Source organism: Ruegeria sp. N10, assembly GCF_056531545.1.
In genome coordinates this window covers 234192-256084 of record NZ_JBQFLY010000001.1, presented here as the reverse complement: position 1 = coordinate 256084, position 21893 = coordinate 234192, and the positions used below count along the sequence as shown (strand labels likewise).

General features: G+C 58.3%; 19 protein-coding genes. 6 read left to right on the top strand and 13 right to left on the bottom strand.

Annotated features, from left to right (window positions below):
* Positions 1-85 precede the first annotated feature (85 nt).
* The gene (locus tag ACR0JI_RS01275) at positions 86-931 is read right to left on the bottom strand and encodes a HalD/BesD family halogenase (RefSeq protein ID WP_480493005.1); all 846 of its coding nucleotides are present in this window, start codon (positions 929-931) and stop codon (positions 86-88) included.
* A gap of 420 nt (positions 932-1351) precedes the next feature.
* Here ACR0JI_RS01275 and ACR0JI_RS01270 point away from each other — a divergent pair, with 420 nt between their 5' ends.
* Together ACR0JI_RS01270 and ilvN are read left to right on the top strand one after the other, a co-directional pair.
* Entirely contained in the window at positions 1352-3103 is a 1752-nt protein-coding gene (locus ACR0JI_RS01270) for an acetolactate synthase 3 large subunit (RefSeq protein WP_480493004.1), read from the top strand.
* Positions 3104-3171: 68 nt separating this feature from the next.
* A complete protein-coding gene (gene ilvN / locus ACR0JI_RS01265) occupies positions 3172-3732 on the top strand; it encodes an acetolactate synthase small subunit (RefSeq protein WP_209503637.1) in 561 nt (186 codons plus the stop codon).
* Between the two features lie 99 nt (positions 3733-3831).
* On the opposite strand, the gene ACR0JI_RS01260 is transcribed toward ilvN, so the two are convergent.
* Positions 3832-4047 carry a hypothetical protein gene (locus ACR0JI_RS01260; protein ID WP_480473313.1) on the bottom strand — a complete coding sequence of 72 codons (216 nt, stop codon included), beginning with the start codon at positions 4045-4047 and terminating at the stop codon, positions 3832-3834.
* On the opposite strand from ACR0JI_RS01260, the gene ACR0JI_RS01255 reads away from it, so the two are divergent.
* Entirely contained in the window at positions 4046-4765 is a 720-nt protein-coding gene (locus tag ACR0JI_RS01255) for a helix-turn-helix domain-containing protein (RefSeq protein WP_480473315.1), read from the top strand. The two genes, ACR0JI_RS01260 and ACR0JI_RS01255, sit on opposite strands and share 2 nt — an antisense overlap.
* A gap of 9 nt (positions 4766-4774) precedes the next feature.
* Here ACR0JI_RS01255 and ACR0JI_RS01250 read toward each other — a convergent pair whose 3' ends face one another.
* The 4 genes from ACR0JI_RS01250 to prfB all read right to left on the bottom strand — a co-directional run bounded on the left by ACR0JI_RS01250 (position 4775) and on the right by prfB (position 8919).
* Positions 4775-5560, bottom strand: coding sequence for a DUF2189 domain-containing protein (locus ACR0JI_RS01250; protein WP_480473317.1), 786 nt, complete (start codon positions 5558-5560; stop codon positions 4775-4777).
* Positions 5561-5582: 22 nt separating this feature from the next.
* Entirely contained in the window at positions 5583-6983 is a 1401-nt protein-coding gene (locus ACR0JI_RS01245) for an amidase (RefSeq protein WP_480473319.1), read from the bottom strand.
* Between the two features lie 102 nt (positions 6984-7085).
* Positions 7086-7790 (bottom strand): M50 family metallopeptidase, encoded by a 705-nt coding sequence (locus ACR0JI_RS01240; RefSeq protein ID WP_480493003.1) that lies wholly within the window; start codon positions 7788-7790, stop codon positions 7086-7088.
* A gap of 1 nt (position 7791) precedes the next feature.
* Positions 7792-8919, bottom strand: coding sequence for a peptide chain release factor 2 (gene prfB, locus ACR0JI_RS01235; protein ID WP_480473323.1), 1128 nt, complete (start codon positions 8917-8919; stop codon positions 7792-7794).
* Between the two features lie 77 nt (positions 8920-8996).
* Between prfB and ACR0JI_RS01230 the strand changes: the two genes are divergently transcribed.
* Positions 8997-9827 carry an aminoglycoside phosphotransferase family protein gene (locus ACR0JI_RS01230; protein ID WP_480473325.1) on the top strand — a complete coding sequence of 277 codons (831 nt, stop codon included), beginning with the start codon at positions 8997-8999 and terminating at the stop codon, positions 9825-9827.
* Here ACR0JI_RS01230 and ACR0JI_RS01225 read toward each other — a convergent pair.
* From ACR0JI_RS01225 to ACR0JI_RS01215, 3 genes are all read right to left on the bottom strand, one after another.
* On the bottom strand, positions 9821-12310 hold the full coding sequence (locus tag ACR0JI_RS01225; RefSeq protein ID WP_480493002.1) for a penicillin-binding protein 1A: 2490 nt from the start codon (positions 12308-12310) through the stop codon (positions 9821-9823). The two genes, ACR0JI_RS01230 and ACR0JI_RS01225, sit on opposite strands and share 7 nt — an antisense overlap.
* A 94-nt stretch (positions 12311-12404) precedes the next feature.
* Positions 12405-13625: an N-acetylmuramoyl-L-alanine amidase gene (locus ACR0JI_RS01220; protein WP_480473329.1), complete on the bottom strand. Its 1221-nt coding sequence runs from the start codon at positions 13623-13625 to the stop codon at positions 12405-12407.
* A 66-nt stretch (positions 13626-13691) separates the two neighbouring features.
* Complete coding sequence (locus ACR0JI_RS01215) at positions 13692-14855, bottom strand: pyridoxal phosphate-dependent aminotransferase (protein WP_480473331.1); 1164 nt, start codon at positions 14853-14855, stop codon at positions 13692-13694.
* On the opposite strand from ACR0JI_RS01215, the gene ACR0JI_RS01210 reads away from it, so the two are divergent.
* Both ACR0JI_RS01210 and ACR0JI_RS01205 read left to right on the top strand, forming a co-directional pair.
* The gene (locus tag ACR0JI_RS01210; RefSeq protein WP_480473333.1) at positions 14854-16236 is read left to right on the top strand and encodes a M48 family metalloprotease; all 1383 of its coding nucleotides are present in this window, start codon (positions 14854-14856) and stop codon (positions 16234-16236) included. The two genes, ACR0JI_RS01215 and ACR0JI_RS01210, sit on opposite strands and share 2 nt — an antisense overlap.
* Positions 16233-16991 carry a DsbA family protein gene (locus tag ACR0JI_RS01205; protein ID WP_480493001.1) on the top strand — a complete coding sequence of 253 codons (759 nt, stop codon included), beginning with the start codon at positions 16233-16235 and terminating at the stop codon, positions 16989-16991. Before ACR0JI_RS01210 ends, ACR0JI_RS01205 begins: the two co-directional genes overlap by 4 nt.
* A 57-nt stretch (positions 16992-17048) precedes the next feature.
* Here ACR0JI_RS01205 and ACR0JI_RS01200 read toward each other — a convergent pair whose 3' ends face one another.
* From ACR0JI_RS01200 to hemA, 4 genes are all read right to left on the bottom strand, one after another.
* Positions 17049-17867 (bottom strand): DUF2189 domain-containing protein, encoded by an 819-nt coding sequence (locus ACR0JI_RS01200; RefSeq protein WP_480473337.1) that lies wholly within the window; start codon positions 17865-17867, stop codon positions 17049-17051.
* Between the two features lie 166 nt (positions 17868-18033).
* The gene (ispG, locus tag ACR0JI_RS01195) at positions 18034-19155 is read right to left on the bottom strand and encodes a flavodoxin-dependent (E)-4-hydroxy-3-methylbut-2-enyl-diphosphate synthase (protein WP_480493000.1); all 1122 of its coding nucleotides are present in this window, start codon (positions 19153-19155) and stop codon (positions 18034-18036) included.
* 71 nt (positions 19156-19226) lie between these two features.
* Positions 19227-20432, bottom strand: coding sequence for a helix-turn-helix domain-containing protein (locus ACR0JI_RS01190; protein WP_480492999.1), 1206 nt, complete (start codon positions 20430-20432; stop codon positions 19227-19229).
* 129 nt (positions 20433-20561) lie between these two features.
* A complete protein-coding gene (gene hemA / locus ACR0JI_RS01185; protein WP_267364005.1) occupies positions 20562-21785 on the bottom strand; it encodes a 5-aminolevulinate synthase in 1224 nt (407 codons plus the stop codon).
* Positions 21786-21893 lie beyond the last annotated feature (108 nt).

Sequence of the window (21893 nt, the reverse complement as noted above, 5' to 3'; positions counted from 1 at the left end):
CGCAGCGCTGCCCGGCCCAAGCAGATAAGACGCGCCACAGGCGCGTTGACGATGGGCGGGAGTCTTGACCTCCGGTAGTGCCCCTTCAGTCCAGCAACTGATCTTTTCGCAAACCCGCACGCTCATAATGGTGTGGCAACACACGTCCATAGAGCTGCTGCGTCCGTTCGATCCCACCGCACATGCCTTCGGCCTCGACAAATGAAAAGATACCCACATACCGCCTCCGCGTGCCCTTGACCGGGGCGACCCTGTGCAGGGAGTAGCGGCCTTTGAAAATCTGCAAGTCCCCAGGTCGCAGCTCCAACCGATGAACGCGCTCATTGTTTCCGTCCAGAACCGACGCGACCTGATCGAAATTCTCATCCTCAGCTGTGCGCAGATTGGGTGCGTATTCGAATGCACCGCCCTGCTCGCCATTCTGGATCGCCAGTGTCACGGTGTAGTTGTTGGTGTCGAAATGCCAGGGAAAGCCCTGCCCCTCTTCCACGACATTGATGATCACATCTGCCAGAGGGTCATCGTAACGAAAGAAGCGGTCCTCAGGCTCATCCAGCGCATCCCGAATGAAGGGAAGAAATCCGCTAAACTCGTAAATCCTGCGCAAAGGACCGGAATGCGCAAAATTGTCAGCAGGAACAAACGCGTTCGACCGGTCATAGAACCGTCTGATCGGATGGGCGGCGTCGAACCGTGGGTCGTCTTTGGTGAAATAGGCATTTGTGCGATTGAAAGACCGGTGTGCATTGGGCGCCACCTCGTCGGCCTCCTGCACCAACAGCTCGATCCCTTGCGCATGTGCGAAACCCGGCAGAACCGCACAGCCGTCCTGTTCCAACTCGCGCCGCAAATCCCCGATCAATCGCCTGTAAGCTGGCGAATCCGGGCGATCAATCGGATATCGTCCCAGATCTACCAGGTCCTGTAACATGCTCCGCCTCCCTCGTTTGCGAACACAAGGTCAGCGTGACGCAGACAAATCACCGGATCATGCCAGTTTCAGACATCGACCTGACGCATTCAGACCTTCATACCTGTCCCGCCCTCACGAAAATGCCCGCCCTTTTCCCGGAAATTCCCGACGTGCGGCAATCTGCGCAACAAAATTTCGAAAAATACCGCCATTGAGATAGAAAATTGGTGGATTTGCCTGTTGACGCTTCTCCCCCCCGAACATAATGTCCCCTCCAAGCAAAAAGGAGCCTCTGGCGATGAGAACGCTAGTCGTAATCGTAGGAACCACGCGCATGGGCCGGTAACGGTAAACCATAATCGAACCCATGCGCCTCCGAAATTTCGGGGGCTTTTTTTTGTCAAACGCAAGACACATGTCGCGAACGGAGCAAAGCAGATGACACGTGAGATGACCGGCGCAAAGATGGTAGTTCAGGCCCTTAAGGATCAGGGCGTGGACACGGTATTCGGATACCCCGGTGGCGCCGTCCTACCGATCTATGACGAGATCTTTCTGCAAAACGACATTCGCCACATTCTGGTGCGTCACGAACAGGGTGCAATCCACGCCGCCGAAGGCTATGCGCGGTCGACCGGCAAGCCAGGTGTTGCGCTTGTAACCTCTGGTCCCGGTGCCACAAACGCAGTTACCGGCCTGACCGATGCGTTGCTGGATTCGATCCCGATTGTGGTTCTGACCGGACAAGTCCCGACCTTCATGATCGGATCGGATGCCTTTCAGGAGGCCGACACCGTTGGCATCACGCGCCCCTGCACCAAACATAACTGGCTGGTAAAGGACACGAATTCGCTGGCCGAGACGCTGCACGAAGCCTTCCATGTGGCCAAGTCGGGTCGTCCCGGCCCGGTTCTGATCGACATTCCCAAGGATGTGCAGTTTGCCACGGGTGAATACAACAGTCCGAAACCTTCGACCTCGCACTACCAGCCTGTGCTGAAAGGCGATCTGGAGGAAATCAACGAGCTTGTTGCAGCCATTGAGAAAGCCAAGAAGCCGGTTTTCTATACGGGCGGTGGTGTCATCAACTCTGGCCCCGCAGCCAGCCAGTTGTTGCGCGAACTGGTGGATTCCACGGGCTTCCCGATCACCTCAACCCTGATGGGTCTGGGCGCTTACCCCGCCTCAGGCGAAAACTGGTTGGGTATGCTGGGGATGCACGGCCTCTACGAGGCGAACCTTGCGATGCACGGCTGTGACCTGATGATCAACATCGGTGCACGGTTCGACGACCGGATCACCGGGCGCATCGACGCGTTCTCTCCAAAGTCCAAGAAAGCCCATATCGACATTGATCCGTCTTCGATCAACAAGGTCATCCGCGTGGATATTCCGATTGTCGGCGACGTGGCGCATGTTCTGGAAGACATTCTGAAGGTGTGGAAGTCACGCGGGCGCAAGACCGATGCAGCGGCTGTCAAGAAATGGCAGGCGCAGATCTCTGAGTGGCGTAAGATCAACTGTCTGTCCTACACCAACAGCGAAAAGTCGATCAAACCGCAATATGCGCTGCAACGACTTGAAGAACTGACGAAAAAGTATAACCGCTATATCACCACCGAGGTTGGCCAGCATCAGATGTGGGCGGCACAGTATCTTGGGTTCGAAGATCCCAACCGCTGGATGACATCGGGCGGGTTGGGCACCATGGGCTACGGCTTCCCCGCTTCGATCGGCGTGCAGATGGCACATCCGGACGCGCTGGTGATCAACGTCGCCGGTGAAGCCTCGTGGCTGATGAACATGCAGGAGATGGGAACGGCCGTTCAGTACCGTCTTCCGGTCAAGCAGTTCATCCTGAACAACGAACGCCTCGGCATGGTCCGCCAGTGGCAAGAGCTACTGCATGGCGAGCGGTATTCGCATTCCTGGTCCGAAGCCCTGCCCGATTTCGTAAAACTCGCTGAAGCGTTCGGCGCCAAAGGCATCCAGTGTTCCGACCCCGCCGATCTGGACGACGCAATCATGGAAATGATCAACTACGACGGTCCGGTAATCTTCGACTGTCTGGTTGAAAAGCACGAGAATTGCTTCCCGATGATCCCGTCCGGCAAAGCGCATAACGAGATGCTTCTGGGTGAGGCCGAAACGCAGGGCGTGATCGACAGCAAAGGTTCGGTTCTGGTCTGATACCGTCCGAGGATTACCGCCGGGCGACCATTGCGCCCGGCAAACACAGGATGATGAAAGGGACATAAATGTCTGCCCTACATATCAAAAAAGGCTCCAACCGCCATTCGGCCTATAACCTACGGCCTACTTTTTCGGACGTGCAGGAACGCCACACCATTGCCGTGCTGGTCGAAAACGAACCCGGTGTCCTGGCCCGCGTGATTGGGCTGTTCTCGGGGCGTGGATATAACATCGAAAGCCTTACCGTGGCCGAGGTGGATCACACAGGACACCTGAGCCGCATCACCATTGTCACCACCGGCACGCCGCAGGTGATCGAGCAGATCAAGGCGCAGCTGGGCCGGATCGTGACTGTCCATGACGTGCATGACCTGACGGTCGAAGGCCCGTCGGTTGAACGCGAACTGGCCATCATAAAAGTCGTGGGAGAAGGCGACAAACGCGTCGAGGCGCTGCGCCTGGCTGACATCTTCCGCGCCAATGTGGTCGACAGCACCCTGAACTCTTTCATCTTCGAGATCACCGGCGCGCCGGACAAGATCGACGCTTTTGCTGACCTGATGCGCCCGCTGGGCCTGATGGAAATCGCCCGCACCGGCGTGGCGGCCCTGCTGCGCGGCGACTGAACAACGTACCCGCCTTGGGACTTTTCTTGCACCCAAGGCGGGAACACTATTTGAGGTTGGTGGGCATTTTTAAAACCAACCCACGCGCCCTTCTATGCGCTAAATTTGCCATAGGGCCGGCTTTTCCGAATAAGGATCAGGTATTTTCACATAAAGCCTATTGCCATTGCGCTTAATGGCATTAGCCTCGATGCCGCAACGCGACGTGGGGATACGTTGCTTGGGGTCAATCTGTACGATTTTTGAATGCGCGCCAGGGTTTGGCCCGGTGTTGCGATGGTTTTTCGGGAAACTCAGCAAGGCGTGGGCATCCATGATCGACGACATTCGCAGCCCGGCTGAACTTCGCGCGATGTTTGGTGCGAACCTGCGGCAACTGGCACGAAGGTATCGGTCAGTCTCGGCACTGTGCCGCAAGCTTGGCGTGAATCGGACGCAATTCAACAGGTATCTTTCAGGCGAAAGTGTTCCACGGCCGGATGTTCTGGATCGCATCTGCCGATTTTTCGACGTGGATGCGCGCATTCTCCTGAAGCCGCTGGACGAAATTGAAAAGATCGAGGACCACCCCGCAGCAGCGGCCTTGACCGAATTCCTGGGATCAGGTGTGGACATGATCGCCAGAACTGCGTTTTCTCCGGGGTTTTATGCCGTGATCGAAAGCGTCTCGGCCTCGCACCGTATGACCTTGCTGCACGCCCGACCACTGGCCCAATGCACGTTGATACGCGGATATGTGTCGCGCGCCGCGATGCCCGAAGCAACACCACAGGCGCGCGAAATACAGGGGATCGTCGCCTGCACCGGCAGTTCCGTCTATATGCTGACCTCTCAGCGAGCGGGTCAGAACAGTCGTGTTTATATGATTGCACCCGATCCGACGGGAACAGCAGTTCAGTGGCGCGGCACGGTCATAAGCCCGGCCAACCCTTCGACACCGGAACCCGTGGTTCTGAAATATCTCGGGCACGATGCAACGGCGATTTTCGCCGCTGCACGGTTGTCGACCAACAATCCGGCACAGTATCCCTGACCGGTTTTCTCAGGACGATGCGTCCTCGCCTTCGACTTGGGTGATTTGCCTATACAGGTGCCAACTGGCGTGGCCCAACAGTGGCAGGACCACCAGAAGGCCCAGAAACCAGGGCACCATGGCCAGAAACGTCAAAACAGCGATGATCACCCCCCATGCCAGCATCACCGGAAAGTTCCCGGACACATAGGTAAAGCTTGCAATCATTGCCGTGACAAAATCCAACTCGCGATCCAGCAGCAGTGGGATCGACAAAACGGTGATCATATACAGAACGGTTGCGAAAACCGCCCCGACCACCGTGCCCACAGCCAGCATTGTCAGGCCATTCGCCGTCAGAAAGACCTCAAGCGAGGATGACACGTTTGTCATCGTGGCCAGCCCAAGGAACAGGGCAAAGATCATGTGCCCCAGAAAAAACCAGAACAGAAACACCACGACGATGATGGCGCAGATCGACGGCAATTGCCTACGGCTTTGTTGCAGCACGACACCAAAGATTGCGCCAAGATCCAGCGGTTCACCCTGTTCCAGCCGGTGCGACACCTCGTAAAGGCCAACAGCGGCAAACGGGCCGATCAACGGAAAGCCAATGGCTGCCAGAACCAGCCAGAAGGTTGTACCGGTCTGGATGGTGACCCATGCCATCGCCCATCCCGCAAGCACGTAGAACCCGGCAAAGATCAACCCGAACTGCGGCGCACGCCGAAAGTCGGCCCAGGCGCGCCCCAACGCGGCGCGTAGCATGGCAGTATCTACCGGACGCATGTCCGGAACGCCAAATGGCTTTTCCATTAAGTCTCCTCCCTGATCGGCGTTATGACATCGCCGGCCTCTTGTTGGGCCAGTCGGTTTCGGCGTGATAGGCCGCCCCGACCGACAGTAATTTCTGATCCGACCCTTTTGGTCCAAACAGTTGAAAGCCCATGGGCAGGCCCTGCACACCAAATCCGGCGGGCGCGGCCAGACAAGGCAAGCCAATCAGGCTGACCGGTACCGTGACATGCATCCAGCGATGATACGTATCCATTGCGCAGTCCGCGATCCGGGTGGGGTATGGTGTTTCAATCCCAAACGGCCAAACCTGTGCGGATGGCAGGACAAGGGCATCAAACTGCTCGAACAGTTCAGCCGCGCGCCGGAACCAGTCTGACCGGATAACACTGGCGTGATGCACATCCATGGCACTCATCGTCAGACCCCGATCCAGCTCCCACTGGGCTGTGTCCTTCAGATGGTCCCGTCGTTCAGCCAAGGGTTCCAGCCCCGCAGCAACACTCCAGGATCGCAGGGTAGTCCAGCTGGTCCATAACCGTTCGGCATCAAAAGGCGGGGCGACATGTTCAACACGCGCGCCGAGCATTTCGAACACCTTCAACGCATCCCGGCACAGCTCAAGAATTCCGGCCTCTGTTGGAAAGGCCCCGCCCCAATCACCCAGCCAGCCAATGCGCAGCCCGCTCAGATCTGCTGCGACCACCGGCGACACCGGCGTACAATCTCTGGCCAGCGGCAGGCGTGGATCAGGCCCCGAGATCACATCGAGCAGGAGACCCAGATCCTCGGGGCTTCGCGCCATCGGCCCCAGCGTGGACAGTTGATGCAGGAAACTGTCACCCACAGGATCAGACGGCACCCTGCCCCAGCTTGGGCGAAAGCCATAGATGTTGTTCCACGCCGCCGGGTTGCGCAGGCTGCCCATCATGTCGGACCCGTCGGCCAATGCCACCATACCCGTCGCCAAAGCCACTGCTGCTCCACCGGATGAGCCACCGCAGGTGAAACTGGCATCATACGGGTTGCGCGTCGCACCATAGACCGGGTTGAACGTGTGCGAGCCCAGCCCGAACTCCGGCGTGTTGGTCTTGCCGATCAGGATGGCGCCTGCGGCCCGCATCCTAGCGGCAATCAGATCATCCCTGTCAGGGACGACATCCCTGAAAACAGGCGATCCATGCGAAGAGACAATACCTGCTACATTGACCAAATCCTTGACGGCAATTGGCAAGCCGTGCAGCGGGCCAGCGACGGGGCCGCTGTCGCGGGCCTGTGCTTCGGCCATCAGCTCGCCCTTGTCCCGCAGCGCCACTATGGCGTTCACCCCACCGTTGACCTTGGCAATGCGATCCAGCGTGGCCTGCATGACTTCCATGGCCGAAACCTGCCGGGTAGCCAGTTGGTTCAGAAGCTCTGTTGCAGATATCCGGGTCAGGTCCATAACACGCCAGTCTGTTGTTGTTCTTCAACAGCCTAGCGAGCGGCTCACCTCATTTAAACCCACTGTTTGGATGTATCTTTTCTTGCTTAACATACAACGGCATCACAACGCTTTGCCGTGCAATGGCAGGTTGCTGTCCCGGCCCAACCAATACCGTAGACAAAGCGCAATGGCGGCGCTGCTCAACACCAGCCAGACGCCACCCCACAGCATCGCGGTGCCGCCGAATTCCTCGGCCAGCAGGAACGCGTCCGAGCGCGCACCGGATCGTCGGATGGTGTCATCAAAGATATCAAACGGCACGTAGATCATGCTGGTCAGCCCGATGACGCGCAGCACCAGATCACTGACCTCGTGGCTCATAAACCATGCTGTCGCAATCATTGCCGTCCCGCCCCCTGCGCAAAACAGCAGGGCGAAAGCATCGCGTATGTACAGCAGTGCGATCAGACACATGATTGCGCCGAAAACAGCCAGAACAGCTCGGTCAGCATTTGTCCGCAAGGCGATGATCAAAAGCGCAATGCCAAACACAAGCGAGCCGAGATACCCGGCGGACAGGCTGAGAAATCTGCTGCCGCCCCGGCCGATCACCATTCCGCCTTGCTGGGGTGAAATCGTGAAACTCTCGACCGAGCCGCCAGTCAGTAGGATTGTCCCGGCATGAGACAGCTCATGCAGAAAAACGACCAGAATTTTAAGCGGAACAACAACCGGCGTATTCCAGAGCGCAAAGACCAGACCGGTGATCAGGATAAGCTGCCAGTGCCCTTTCAGCAGGTCCAGATGGGAACGCTGGCGTGTCACCTTAGCTGTCGCCCTGCGCCTCGGATCGGCTTTTGCCTGCCACGTTCAGGGCCAAGGTTGCCGCCATGAATCCGTCCAGATCGCCGTCCAGAACGCCTTTGGTATCCGAGGTTTCGTGATTGGTTCGCAGGTCCTTTACCATCTGATAGGGCTGCAACACGTAAGACCGGATCTGGTTGCCCCAGCCTGCGTCGCCCTTGGCCTCGTGCGCGGCGTTGATATCCGCGTTGCGGCGATCCAGTTCCTGCTGGTACAGACGCGACTTCAGGGCCTTCATGGCAATATCGCGGTTCTGGTGCTGCGACTTTTCCGAGCTGGTCACAACAATCCCGGTCGGGATGTGTGTAATCCGGACGGCCGAGTCGGTGGTGTTCACGTGCTGGCCACCAGCCCCCGAAGACCGGTAGGTGTCGATGCGGATATCGGCCGGGTTCACCTCGATCTCGATATTGTCGTCGACCACCGGATAGACCCAGACCGAGCTGAACGACGTGTGGCGCTTGGCCGCCGAGTCATAGGGCGAAATCCGCACCAGCCGATGCACGCCGCTTTCCGATTTCAGCCAGCCATAGGCGTTGTGACCAGAAATCTTGTAGGCTGCGGATTTGATCCCAGCTTCTTCGCCCGGTGTCTCGGATTGCAGCTCGACCGTGTAACCCTTTTTCTCGGCCCAGCGCACATACATGCGCGCCAGCATCGACGCCCAGTCGCAGCTTTCGGTTCCCCCCGCGCCCGAGTTGATTTCGAGGAAAGTATCATTGCTGTCAGCCTCACCGTCCAGCAGCGCCTCAAGCTCTTTTTTGGCGGCTCTGGCTTTCAGCGTCTTGATCGCCGCTTCGGCATCCTGAACGACTTCTTGGTCTTCCTCCATCTCGCCCAACTCAATCAGTTCGATATTGTCGCTGAGATCGGTCTTGATGGATTCATACGTCTCGATTGCATCGACCAGCATCTGCCGCTCGCGCATCAGTTTCTGCGCGTTTTCAGGGTTATCCCAAAGGTTGGGGTCTTCGACGCGCGCGTTGAATTCCTCAAGGCGATGCGGCGCGGTTTCATAGTCCATACGCTGCGCCAGCAGCTCCAGCGACTTTTTGATATCCGCCACGATGTTCTGGGTTTCGGCGCGCATGGTCTTGTCCCAACTTGCTCAATCAGGCCTGCGTGATAGCAAGAGGTGCGAGACACCACAAGACAGGCTTGACCTGAATGCAAAACACAGTCGAAGAGTTTCTGGGCAGATGGGATTTGCACTTGCCTGAACTGGTTGCGGACACCGGCAATGCAAGAGTGTGGAAAGTACAATCCAATTGCGGCCCGGCTGCCTTGAAGCTTTATCGCAGGCAAGATCGCGGGAACGAAAAACCGGGCACCAGCTTGTTGGTCGGGTGGCGCGACAGGGGCGCTGTTCGGATTTTGGAAGAGGCACGGAGCGCCGTGCTGATGGAGTGGTTGGATGGACCATCTCTGGGGGATATCGCCCGCGCGGGCAGGCCCGAAGACGCCGTCAAGACACTTGCAGAAACAGCAGCACGTTTGCACGCAGGGGGCCCGGTCAGCGCCACTGGCATGAAACCCTTGCAAAAGGTGTTCGCCCCTTTGGCTGAATGCACCTTTGCGGCCGAGTGCCCTGCCCAACTGCGTAACGCGGTGAAGTCAGCGATTGCACTAAGTGAAGACCTGTTAGACAGCCAACCATTACCCGTACCTCTTCACGGGGACTTTCACCCAGACAATGTCATTATGACACCATCAGGACCCCGGATCATCGATGCAAAAGGTTATCTAGGCGATCCCGCTTTTGAACTGGCCAACGCGTTGCGACACCCTAAGGGAATGCCGGATCTTGTGCGCCAGCCCCTGCAAATCGAAACCTGTCTGTCGGAGTATTCCAAAGCAATGAGTGTACCACGAATACGGCTGGCTCAATGGGCTGCCGCGAAATGCGCATTGTCCATCTACTGGCGATCTGACGGCCCGATCTGCGGTGACGCAGAAGCTGATCTACTAAACCTGTTTCTGAAAGCGGCCGGTCAGTAAAGCCCGCCGGTGCTCAGGTCCCCTTGGGAAGCTTTCGGTCCAACGGTCACGGTCTCGCCCGTTGACGTCTGAACCTGAACCCCCGCGCGCTGCACTTCTTCAAACAATGGCAGATCCGATCCGATGGCAAAACCACCATCATAGACACGGTCGATGAATCCATCGACACCGTCGCGGAAGAATTCGGCCACGACATAATCACCGGTGGCATCATCTGGCAGGCGGGCCCCGCTGAAACGGTCGATCTTGATGAAATGGCCGCCTTCGGGCACTTCAAACGGACCACCGCCGTATTTCTCGACCGCTTTTTCCATGAAGCTCTGGAAAACTGGGCCGCACAACGTGCCACCATAGGCCCCACGTCCCATCGGACGCGGTCGATCATAGCCGATGTAGCAACCCGCCACGATGTTCGACGTAAAGCCGATGAACCACGCATCCTTGGAGTCGTTGGTGGTTCCGGTTTTGCCTGCTGTTGGCACCGGCAGATTCACTACGCCGGATGCTGTCCCGCGATCCACCACGCCCTTCATCATCGATGTCAGCTGATAGGCGGTGATCGCATCCATGACCTGCGCGCGATCCGTGACAAGGGTCGGCGATTCATCTGGTTCCAGCCAGGTCGAGTTACAGTCCAGACACTGACGGTCATCGTGGCGATAGATGGTTTTTCCGAACCGGTCCTGAATGCGGTCGACCAGAGTCGGTTCCACACGTTGGCCGCCATTGGCGAACATCGCATAGGCCGCGACCATCTTGTAAAGCGTGGTTTCCTCGGCCCCCAGCGAGTTGGCCAAAAACGCGCCCATCCGGTCATAGACACCGAACCGTTCCGCATAGCCGGCAACAACGGGCATTGTAACTTCCTGCGCCAGACGGATGGTCATCAGGTTCCGCGACTGTTCGATCCCTGTGCGCAAAGGTGTAGGGCCGTAGAACTTGTTGGAGGAGTTCTTGGGGCGCCACAACCCCTGCGGCGTGTTCACTTCGATTGGCGCATCGACAACGATAGTCGCCGGGCTGTATCCGCTGTCCAGCGCGGCAGCATAGACAAACGGCTTGAACGACGATCCCGGCTGGCGTTGTGCCTGTGTGGCCCGGTTGAACACGGTATCCTGATACGAGAACCCGCCCTGCATCGCCAAAACACGACCCGAGTTCACATCCATCGCGACAAAGCCGCCTTGTACCTCGGGCACCTGGCGGGCCGACCATTGCCCATCTTCACCCGCAACAACAAAAATGACGTCACCGCGCTTGAAGTTGGCCGCAAAATCACCCTGCATCCATTTGATGTCCGCGCGCGGGATAATCCCATCGGCAGGACCTTCTTCTACACCAACAGTCAGTTGCTGGTCGGTCACGCCCAGAACCACGGCGGGATACCAACGGGTTGGCAGAATGACGTCGCGCGGAATTTCCATGGTCGCCAGCGCCTCGCGCCATTGCGCCTCATCCGCCAGTTTTTCTTCCGGGATCACGTCACCTGTTCCGCGCCATTTGCCACGGGACCGGTCGTATTTCTCGAGCGCCTCGCGCAAGGCCCGTGCGGCCTCAACCTGCATTTCCTCGTCCACCGATGCACGCACGGTGAAGCCCCCGGTAAAGAACTCGCCCTCACCAAAATCTTCGCTCAGCTGGCGGCGGATTTCGTCGGTGAAATAATCGCGAGGTGGCAGGGCCGTACGGAAGCTTTCAAAATCTCCGTTCTGGACCGAGCGCAGAGGCAGCTCGACCTCGGCCTCATAAGTCGCCTGATCAATGTAACCGTTCTGCCGCATCTCGCGTAACACGTAGTTGCGCCGGGCCAGAAGGCGTTCTTTTTCCCAAACGGGGTGGTAATCTGACGGCGCTTTGGGCATGGCAGCCAGCATGGCGGCCTCATGCGGGGCCAGTTCCTGCAGGGTCTTGTTGAAATAGGTCTGCGCGGCGGCAGTCACACCGTACGAGTTCTGGCCCAGAAAGATCTCGTTCATATAAAGTTCGAGGATCTGTTCCTTGTCCAATGTATCCTCAAGCCGGGTCGCAAGAATGATTTCCTTGATCTTACGCTCGGCCCGGCGGTCACCGGACAGCAGAAAGTTCTTCATGACCTGCTGCGTGATGGTCGACGCACCGCGTACGGTTTCGCCCTTGGTCCGCACTGCCTCGACCCCGGCGGCAATGATGCCGCGCGGGTCATAGCCCTGATGGTTGTAGAAATTCTTGTCTTCCGCCGAAATAAACGCCTGCTTCACCAGATCCGGGATTTCCTCGGATGGCGTAAACAGGCGGCGTTCCTGCGCGAATTCATCAATCAGCTTGCCTTCACCCGAATAGATCCGGCTGATCGTGGGTGGTTTGTACTGTGCCAGTGACTCGTGGCTGGGCAGGTCGCGCCCATACATCCAGAACACTGCGCCGATCACCAGCGCGGCCATGAAAATACCCAATGTCACGAGGCTGAAAATCGCCCCGAAAATCGAAAGAATGAACCGGATCACGTTACTGCCTTTTTTTCGCGGTGCTGCATATATAGTGATGCGCCGCCCAAGGGTCAAAACACCGAGCGTATTCTAGCCGTTTTACGCCGCAAGGTCACTGACCAATAAGGGATTTGCGGATCACATCCTGCTGGCGCCAATCCTCAAGCCCCCGATGAATTCCCAGCGCCATTCTTGCACGCCAATCAGGATCTTTGAGGTTCTTCAGGTCTCTGGGACTGGACAGAAATCCAAGCTCGACCAGAACCGACGGGATGTCCGCCGCCTTGAGTACTGAAAAAGATGCGGTACGCAAGGGTTTGCCGTTCATCGGCCCGCCTTGTTGTGCCAGGCCGTTTGCGATGGCCTTGGCCAGCGCGCTTGTGCGTGGCATCGTTTCCTGACGGGCCATGTCCAGCAGAACATCGGTGACCTGATCATCCGCCCCGTTCAGATCGATACCGGAAATCAAATCCCCGCGGTCGTGCCGTTCCGCCAGCTTCGCACTGGCCACATCCGAGGCATCGTTAGACAGGGTATAAACCACCGCGCCATGCGCCCGCCCCTCGGACAGGGAATCGGCATGAAGCGAGATGAACAGGTCCGCACCGGCCCGGTGCGCCAGCGCAATTCGGCGCTCCAGCGAGACGAACTGATCGTCGACCCGCGTCAGAACCACCTCGTACCCGCCTGATCTTAGAAGGATTTCGCGCAGCTCACGTGCGAAAGTCAGCATCAGGGTTTTTTCATCAATCGCGTCAGTCTCGGCCCCCGGGTCAATGCCTCCGTGGCCCGGATCCAGCATGACACGCAAGGGTCGGTCGGCACCGCGCACCACGGCTTGAGGCACATCCGCCGGTTCCGGCAAGTCCCAGCCCGGGTTTCGTGGCGCACCTGCCGAGGCGTTGAAGGCATCGAAATCCGTCCCCTTGAGGTCGAGCGACAGCAATGCAGCACCTGAATCCTCTGCCACCGACAATTCTGCCGTCGCCACTGCCATCGGAGCACCCAACTCCAGCACCAGTCGTGACCATCCCGGAACATACGCACCGAACTGCACAGCGCTGATGCGATCAGATTGCAGAAAATCTTCGCGGGTCAGCCCGGCCCAGTCCACTTCGTTGAAGTCCAGAACCATACGGTAGGGATCCTGCAAGGTGAAAATCCTGTAGGGAACGCCCTGACTGAGGGCGATGTCCACCCGAACACCGGTACGCCCGACATCCGTAATACGGCTCTGGTCAGGCTGGACACGCGCCAACGCGCTGAAATCCTGCGCAATGGCACCACCAGCCAACGCCCAGAACAGCGCAATGCTAAAGAAGATCCTGCTCATGGCCTCAAGTTTTCCCGAGATCGATTGTCGGGCACCCTATACCACAAGCGGCGGTTTGTGAACGGTTCAGGCCCTTTCCCTGACAGCGCCGCGCCGGGTCATAAAAAGGCGCAAACGCTCAAGCCCTTCCTGAATGTCATCCGTCGCGCGCGCATAGGAAAAACGCAATGTGGTATGGCCGCGCTGCGGGTCGAAATCCAGCCCTGGCGTCACGGCCACACCGGCCTGTTCCAGAATCTCGGCCGCAAATGTGCGGCTGTCGTCGGTCAGGTCGGATACATCTGCATAAACATAAAACGCCCCGTCGGGCGGCGCTATGTTCGAAAACCCGGCCTTGGGCAGCCCGTCCAGCATCAGCGCGCGATTGCGGCGGTACACATCCAGATTGGCTTGCAATTCGTCGTCGCAATCCATCGCAGCCAGCGCTGCGACCTGGCTGCCATGAGGGGCGCAGATGAACATGTTCTGAGCAATCCGTTCGACCACGCGCACCTGATTCTCAGGCACCACCATCCAGCCTACGCGCCATCCGGTCATCGAAAAGTATTTCGAGAACGAGTTGATCACATAGCATTCATCAGTCAGCTCCAGCGCCGTCACGGCCTTGGCTTCGTATTCCAGCCCGTGGTAAATCTCATCACTGATGAACGACGCGCCCTGCCCATGCGCCGCCTGGATCAGGTTGCCCATGGCGGCACGGTCCAGCATCGTACCGGTCGGATTTGCGGGCGAGGCCACCATCAGCCCTTTCAGGTCCATCCCCTGAATATCCGCCGCCACGGGCTGCAACCTGTTTTCCGGCGCGGTCGGCAGGTCGACCGGGACCAGCCCCAGCGCCTTCAGGATCTGGCGATAGGACGGATAGCCGGGCGCCCCGATACCGACACGGTCACCGCTGTCGAACAATGCGGTAAAGGTCAGCAGGAATCCGCCGGACGAGCCAGGTGTGATCACCACCCGCTCTGGGTTCAGATCGACATTGTACCAATCCCCGTAAAGCCGGGCGATCCGCTGCCTCAGGGCGGGCAGACCCAGGGCAACCGTATAGCCCAGCGGGCCTTGCTCCATCGCCGCGGCCAAAGCCTCGGTCGCGCCCTTTGGCGCGCCGGTTCCGGGTTGGCCGACTTCCATGTGGATCACGTGGCGACCCGCCTCTTCGGCCTTGCGTGCCGCCTCCATCACATCCATCACGATGAAGGGATCGACCCCGGACCGGGTTGAGTTTCTCATGCCCATCTCCCATGTTGCAGTCATGGCTTTTGAGCGCGTATCCCGGTTGGCGTCAATCCCGGCCCTGATGGTTGCCGTTGTCGTCTGGCTGGCGGCAGCGACGCAATCGCACGCACAAAGCCTGATCCGCGACCCTGATATCGAACATGGCCTGCGTGAACTGGCCTTTCCGGTGTTGCGGGCTGCGGGGCTGAACACGAACCGGGTTCAGATTCTGGTCGTAAACGACAACACGTTCAACGCATTCGTCATCGACTACAACGCGATTTATGTGAACTACGGGCTGATTCTGACCGTCGAAAGCCCTGAGATGTTGCAGGCTGTCATCGCCCACGAGGCCGCCCATATCTCTAATGGTCATCTGGCGCGACGGGCTGAGAACCTGAAAGCCGCGCAGCGCAACGCCAGCCTCGGCACGGCTTTGGCCCTGCTGGCTGCAGCGGCGGGTGGGGGCGAGGCCGCCATCGGGATCGCTGCTGGCACCCAAGGCGCGGCAATCCGCGGTTTTCTGGGTCACACCCGCGCGGAAGAGGCATCCGCCGACCGCAGCGCCGCAAGTTACCTGCGATGGGCCGAAATCTCACCCAGCGGGATGGTGGAGTTGCACCGAAAGTTCGCCGGTCAGGAACTGCTGAGTGTCGCCAACCAGGACCCCTATATGCGATCACACCCGACAAGCCGTGATCGTCTGCGCGCCGCCGAGGCTTTCCTGGATGAGTTTGGCGACCGAGCCGTTCCAAACCCCAATGCGGATTACTGGTTTGCGCGGGTTAAAGGCAAGCTGTCGGCCTTTCTGCGGTCGCCCAGTTGGACCTTGCGGCGCGCCGGCGAAGAACCCTACCGCGACATCCGCCTGATGCGAGAGGCTTCGGCCTATCATCAGAATCGCGATCTGTCCCGCGCTCGTGCCGCGATAGACTCGGCGCTTGCCGAGCGTCCTGATGACCCGTTCTATTACGACCTGAAAGGGCAAATCCTGTTGGAAAACAGAAGGGTAAGCGAGGCTGTTAAAGCCTACGCAAGCGCTGTTGAAATGGCACCTAACAATGCGTTGATCCTTGCGGGCTATGGGCGCGCACTGTTGGCGCAAGGGGAAACAAAACAGGCGTTGAATGCACTGGAACAGGCGCGTGCGCGCGACTTTCGTAATGCACGCCTGATGCAGGACCTGGGTGTGGCTTACGCGCAGGTCGGAAATAACGGCATGGCTTCGACCGTGACGGCAGAGCGCTATGCCCTGCAGGGTCGGATGGAGGATGCCGGAATTCACGCGAAACGGGCCGTGGCGCAATTGCCGGAAGGCTCTCCGGGTTGGCAAAGGGCACAAGACGTGTTGATTGCCTCAGAACGACTCAAGAAAGATAAAAGGAAACGGAAATGATCCTCAGACATGCTGCACCTGCCCTTCTGGGGCTTTCCATGGCGGCGACCTCAGCGCAGGCGCTGGACCTGAACGCGATGAATGATGCCGAAAAGGCAGAGTTTGGCGCTCAGGTACGCGAATACCTGCTGGAAAACCCCGAAGTCATTATCGAGGCAATCAATATCCTCGAACAGCGAAACGCAGTGGCCGAAGCGGCCGCAGACAAGGAACTGGTTGCCGCCAATGCGGCCGAACTGTTCGACGATGGCTTTAGCTGGGTTGGGGGCAACCCGGATGGCGATATCACACTGGTCGAGTTTATGGATTACCGCTGCGGCTATTGCCGCCGCGCGGTGCCCGAAGTGGCAAACCTGCTGGCCAGCGATGGCAATATCCGCTTTGTGATCAAAGAACTGCCAATTCTGGGCGACGCATCTGTTTTGTCCTCTCGCTTTGCGGTGGCAACCAAGCAAGTGGCGGGCAATAACGCCTATAAACAGGTTCACGATGCGCTGATGGAATTCAGCGGCGAACCCTCAGAAGTAACTCTTCGCCGCATCTCTGACGGGCTGGGTCTGGACAGTGACGCGATCATCGCCGCGATGGACAGCGACAGCGTCACGGATGAGATCAGCCGCACCCGCGCCCTGGCGCAACGGATGCAGATTTCGGGCACGCCCTCATTCGTGTTGGGAACCGAGTTGCTGCGCGGCTATCTGCCTGCCGATCAGATGCAGCAGATTGCAGATGGCGTTCGCGCAGAACAGGGTTGATAGGTATTGGGGGCGGCACAGCTGCCCCCAGACAAAAAGGCGGACTGATCGCTGACCTCAGCCGTCTACCGGTTCCACGGCCCGTTGATAGAGATGCCACGTGGTATGGCCAAGGATCGGCAAGGTAAAGATCAAGCCCATAAACGCCGGAACCATCGACAACAACATTGTCACCGAGATGATCGCTGCCCAGCCGAGCATGACCACAGGGCTTTCCGAGACGACGCGTAAAGACGTCAACATGGCTGAAACGAAATTTGTTTCCCGGTCCAGAAGCATGGGCATGGCGACGACAGTGACCGAAAACAGGACGGCCGACAGAAATGCCCCGACACAGGTGCCGATTGCAAGGAAAGTCCAACCCTGCGGAGTGAACAAGATGATGTTCAAGAATCCGTCAAAATCCGAAAAGGATGAATTCTGCAGGATGATCGCAAGCCAAAGCCGGACCTGGTAAACCCAAACCCAGAAAATGAACAGCGTAACAAAGGCCATCCAGCCCATTTCGCGCTTGCGTTGATCGGCCATGACTGTGAGGATTTCATACCAGCCAAATTTCTCTCCCTTCTGTAACCGCCGGGACATCTCATAAAGTCCTGCAGCGGCGAAAGGCGCGACCAGAGGAAACCCGACAATCGCTGGGATGATCATCCAGATCTTGCCAAGCCAGACCAAGCTCCAGACCATCAGGATGCCGAAAGCCGCATAGAAAAACCCGAAGAAACCGCTCATGAAGGGGCGCGCCAGAAAATCGGAGAACCCAGCTTTTAGCGACGCCTTTATATCATCCGAAGTAACCCGATTGACCTTGGGCATGGCCTGCTGGTGTGGCGTCAGGTTCTCAGGTGGCGTAGGGCCTGCGGTCTTGGATGTCATGACACACTCCTCCCAAAGCATGGGTCCGCGCTGTTCTGTTTACCGACAGAACCAGCGGCGAAACAGGCATCGTTCGGTCACGAAACAAGTTTGCAACAGCTCAGGCATCAGGGCAAGGGATGAGTAAGGTCGCTATGTCTGCCTTACCGACACAGCCGACCCCACACTACTCCGCCGCTTCCGCAGCCGCGTCCAGTTCCGCGGCTTTCTTTTCGACCTGCTCCACGATGTGGTCGATCATCTGATCGTTGGACATCTTATGGCTGGCCTTGCCCGCCAGATAGACCATCCCGGATCCTGCCCCGCCACCGGTAAACCCGACATCGGTCATCAGCGCCTCGCCCGGTCCGTTGACCACGCAGCCGATGATTGACAGGCTCATCGGTGTCTTGATGTGTTCCAGACGACGTTCCAGCGCCTCGACGGTCTTGATAACGTCAAACCCCTGCCGCGCGCAGGACGGGCATGAGATGATGTTGACACCACGGTGGCGCAGACCAAGGGATTTGAGGATTTCAAAGCCGACCTTCACCTCTTCCACCGGATCGGCAGACAGGCTGACGCGGATAGTGTCGCCGATCCCCATCCACAGCAGGTTGCCCAACCCGATGGCGGATTTGATGGTGCCGGACACCAGTCCGCCCGCCTCGGTGATACCCAGATGGATGGGCGCATCTGTGGCTTCGGCTATGCCCTGATACGCGGCGGCGGACAGGAATACGTCACTGGCCTTCACACTGATCTTGAACTCGTGAAAGTCGTTGTCTTGCAGAATCCGGATATGTTCCAACCCGCTTTCGACCATCGCCTCGGGGCACGGTTCGCCATATTTCTCAAGCAGGTGCTTTTCCAGGCTGCCTGCATTTACGCCGATGCGGATCGAGCAATTGTGGTCGTGCGCGGCCTGAATGACTTCTTTCACCCGACTTTCATCGCCGATGTTGCCGGGATTGATACGCAGACAGGCAGCGCCCGCCTCGGCCGCTTCGATTCCACGGCGATAGTGAAAATGGATGTCCGCAACGATAGGCACCGGGCTTTCGCGCACGATTTCTTTCAATGCCTTAGCCGACGCCTCATCTGGGACTGAAACGCGCACGATATCCGCGCCAGCCTCGGCTGCGGCCTGAACTTGCGCCACCGTTGCCGCCACATCGGTGGTCAGGGTGTTGGTCATGGTCTGAACGGCGATCGGGGCATCCCCCCCGACGGGAACGTTACCGACCATGATTTGACGGGATTTACGACGATATATGTCGCGCCAGGGGCGCACGTGATTAAGGGACATAAGGACGGATCCGCGTCTGCCTGAGTTGCGACTGTAGATAGTCCGGCAAAGGGGTTACCGCAATGGCAAGATCACTCGGCGGGCGCTTCTGTCGCCTCGGTTTGCAGTTCAGCCACCAATTGCTTGAGAGCGCTGTTCTGTTCCGCCTCAAGATCGGCAACGGCATAAACTTCAGACACCGCGTCTTTCGAAAGGATCACCCCTTTGGCAACCGTGCCGGGTGCCCCTGCCGGGCCATAGTGCTCGCCGTTCATTGAGAAATAAACCGATCCCGACGCCCCTGCCCGCAACAGCGGTGGTTCTTCCGTTAGCGGAACCTCAAAGACACTGCCTTGCTCGACCGTTCCAAGGGTCCCTTCGAAAATAACACTGCCATCCGCCGCCGTCACCCGCATCCAAGAAGGATCGACAGCAACGATTTTCAGCATGGTATCAATCTGTTCCACGACCTGCGGCAAGGATGGTCGTTCAACCGTGTGCACTTCGGCGACATCGAACTGCGGCAGGCTTGGCGGGCGGAAGGTTCCGACATCGCGTGGATCAAGGGTCGAAATCGGCGCATCGCGGGCAACCAGAACCGGAACATCCAAGGCCTGCGGACGATAGAGGCGGTCCAGTGCCTCGGTGTTCGCCGCAGCAACCGCATCATCGACAACGCCGTCGCGCACGGCATCCAGCGGATCAAGGTCGGAAAGCACCACAGGCGCTTGTTCAACCGGGCTGACCTGTACCTGCTGGATCTTGTTCAGAACCGCCCACCCGCCATAGCCGATGCCACCAATAACCGCCAAAAGCACCAGCGACGATCCGATGGCGCGCGGTTCAATCTGACTGACCAGAGATTCCTTGCCCGGAATATACGGCGTATTGGGCGAGATGAAGGGATCGCGCCCCATTGGCCCACGCGCCGGAAGCGCGCCGGTCGGCTTTCGCACCACCGAAGCCTCGGCCGACATGCCATGCGCGACCGAAAAACCGCTTTCCGCGCAGAAAGTCGAGAAGGTTTCATCCGGGTTCATCCCCAGATAACGCGCGTAAGAACGCACATACCCGGCGATAAAGCCGGGCGTGTCAAAGGCATCAGGATCTGCGTTTTCGATGGCAGCAATGTAGTTGGCTTTGATCCTCAGCTCGCGCTGAACATCCAACAGGGATTTGCCCATGGTTGCGCGTTCGCCGCGCATCTTGTCACCAAGGCGTACCTCGTAGTCGTCAAACCCTTTCGGTCTGACATCTACATCCTCATCAGATTCGCGCTGTGATCTGCGCCCAATCATTCCTGCTGCCCCATTCTGCCTGTCGCGTGTTTCGCGTTAGCGGCGAATCATCCCCAAAACGATTCGTCCGCCGATTTTGTTAGCGTAAGCTTAACACGCGGCAAATACGTTGCACACTTTGGCGTGAGGTTAACCGGCAAGTTCGGCGCGATTTAGCGCACAATGTGACCAAAGTTCGTCCATCGCCTGTACCAGACGGTTCATTTCGTCAGGCCCATGCACCGGAGAAGGGGTAAAGCGCAGACGCTCGGTTCCGCGCGGAACGGTCGGGAAATTGATCGGTTGCACATAAATGCCGTAATCATCCAACAGCATATCACTGAGCTTCTTGGTATGGACCGGGTTTCCAACGATCACGGGCACGATATGGCTTCCGTGGTCGATCAGCGGTAACCCCATCCCCTTCAACCGCAGCTTGAGGATTTTGGCCTGCGTCTGATGCTGCTCACGCAGTTCAGGTGCAGTTTTCAGGTAGGCAACAGATGCAGCAGCCCCGGCCGCAACCGCAGGTGGCAGAGACGTGGTAAAGATAAAGCCCGGTGCGTATGACCGCACGGCGTCGCACATCTTGGCGCTGGCCGCGATATAGCCGCCCATCACGCCATAGGCCTTTGCCAGCGTGCCATTGATGATGTCGATCCGGTGGGCAAGGTTATCGCGCTCGGTCACACCGCCGCCGCGCGGGCCATACATGCCTACCGCGTGCACTTCGTCGATATAAGTCAGTGCGCCGAACTCATCTGCCAGATCGCAGATCTCTTCGATCGGACCAAAATCGCCGTCCATAGAATAAACCGACTCGAATACGATCAATTTGGGTGCAGCCGGATCGTCCGCCTCAAGCAGCTCGCGCAGATGCGCCACATCGTTGTGCCGGAAGATGCGCTTGGCCCCGCCATTCCGGCGCACGCCTTCGATCATCGAGGCATGGTTCAGCGCGTCAGAGTAGATGATCAGGCCCGGGAACAGTTTGGGCAGCGTGCTGAGCGTTGCGTCATTGGCGATATAGGCGCTGGTAAAAAGCAGCGCGGCTTCCTTGCCGTGAAGATCGGCCAGTTCAGCCTCAAGCCTTTTATGATAAACCGTGGTGCCTGAGATATTGCGCGTACCGCCTGAACCTGCACCGGCTGCATCAACAGCTTCGTGCATTGCATTCAGAACGACCGGGTTTTGCCCCATGCCCAGATAATCGTTGCCGCACCATACGGTGATGTTCTGCTGTGACCCGTCCGGACGTGTGCGCACCGCATGGGGAAAATGCCCATTGCGACGTTCGATATCGATGAAGGTCCGGTAACGACCTTCATCATGCAGCCTGGCAATCGCTGAATCGAGCTGAGCAGTATAGTCCAAAGGACCCTCCTTGAACGCCCGTATCCGGTTTCCCATTGGGCGATATTTTCGCCACCTCCCACAGCTTACCCTGTTTCGGTGGCTTTGTGTTCCCTTATTCAGCTGGTT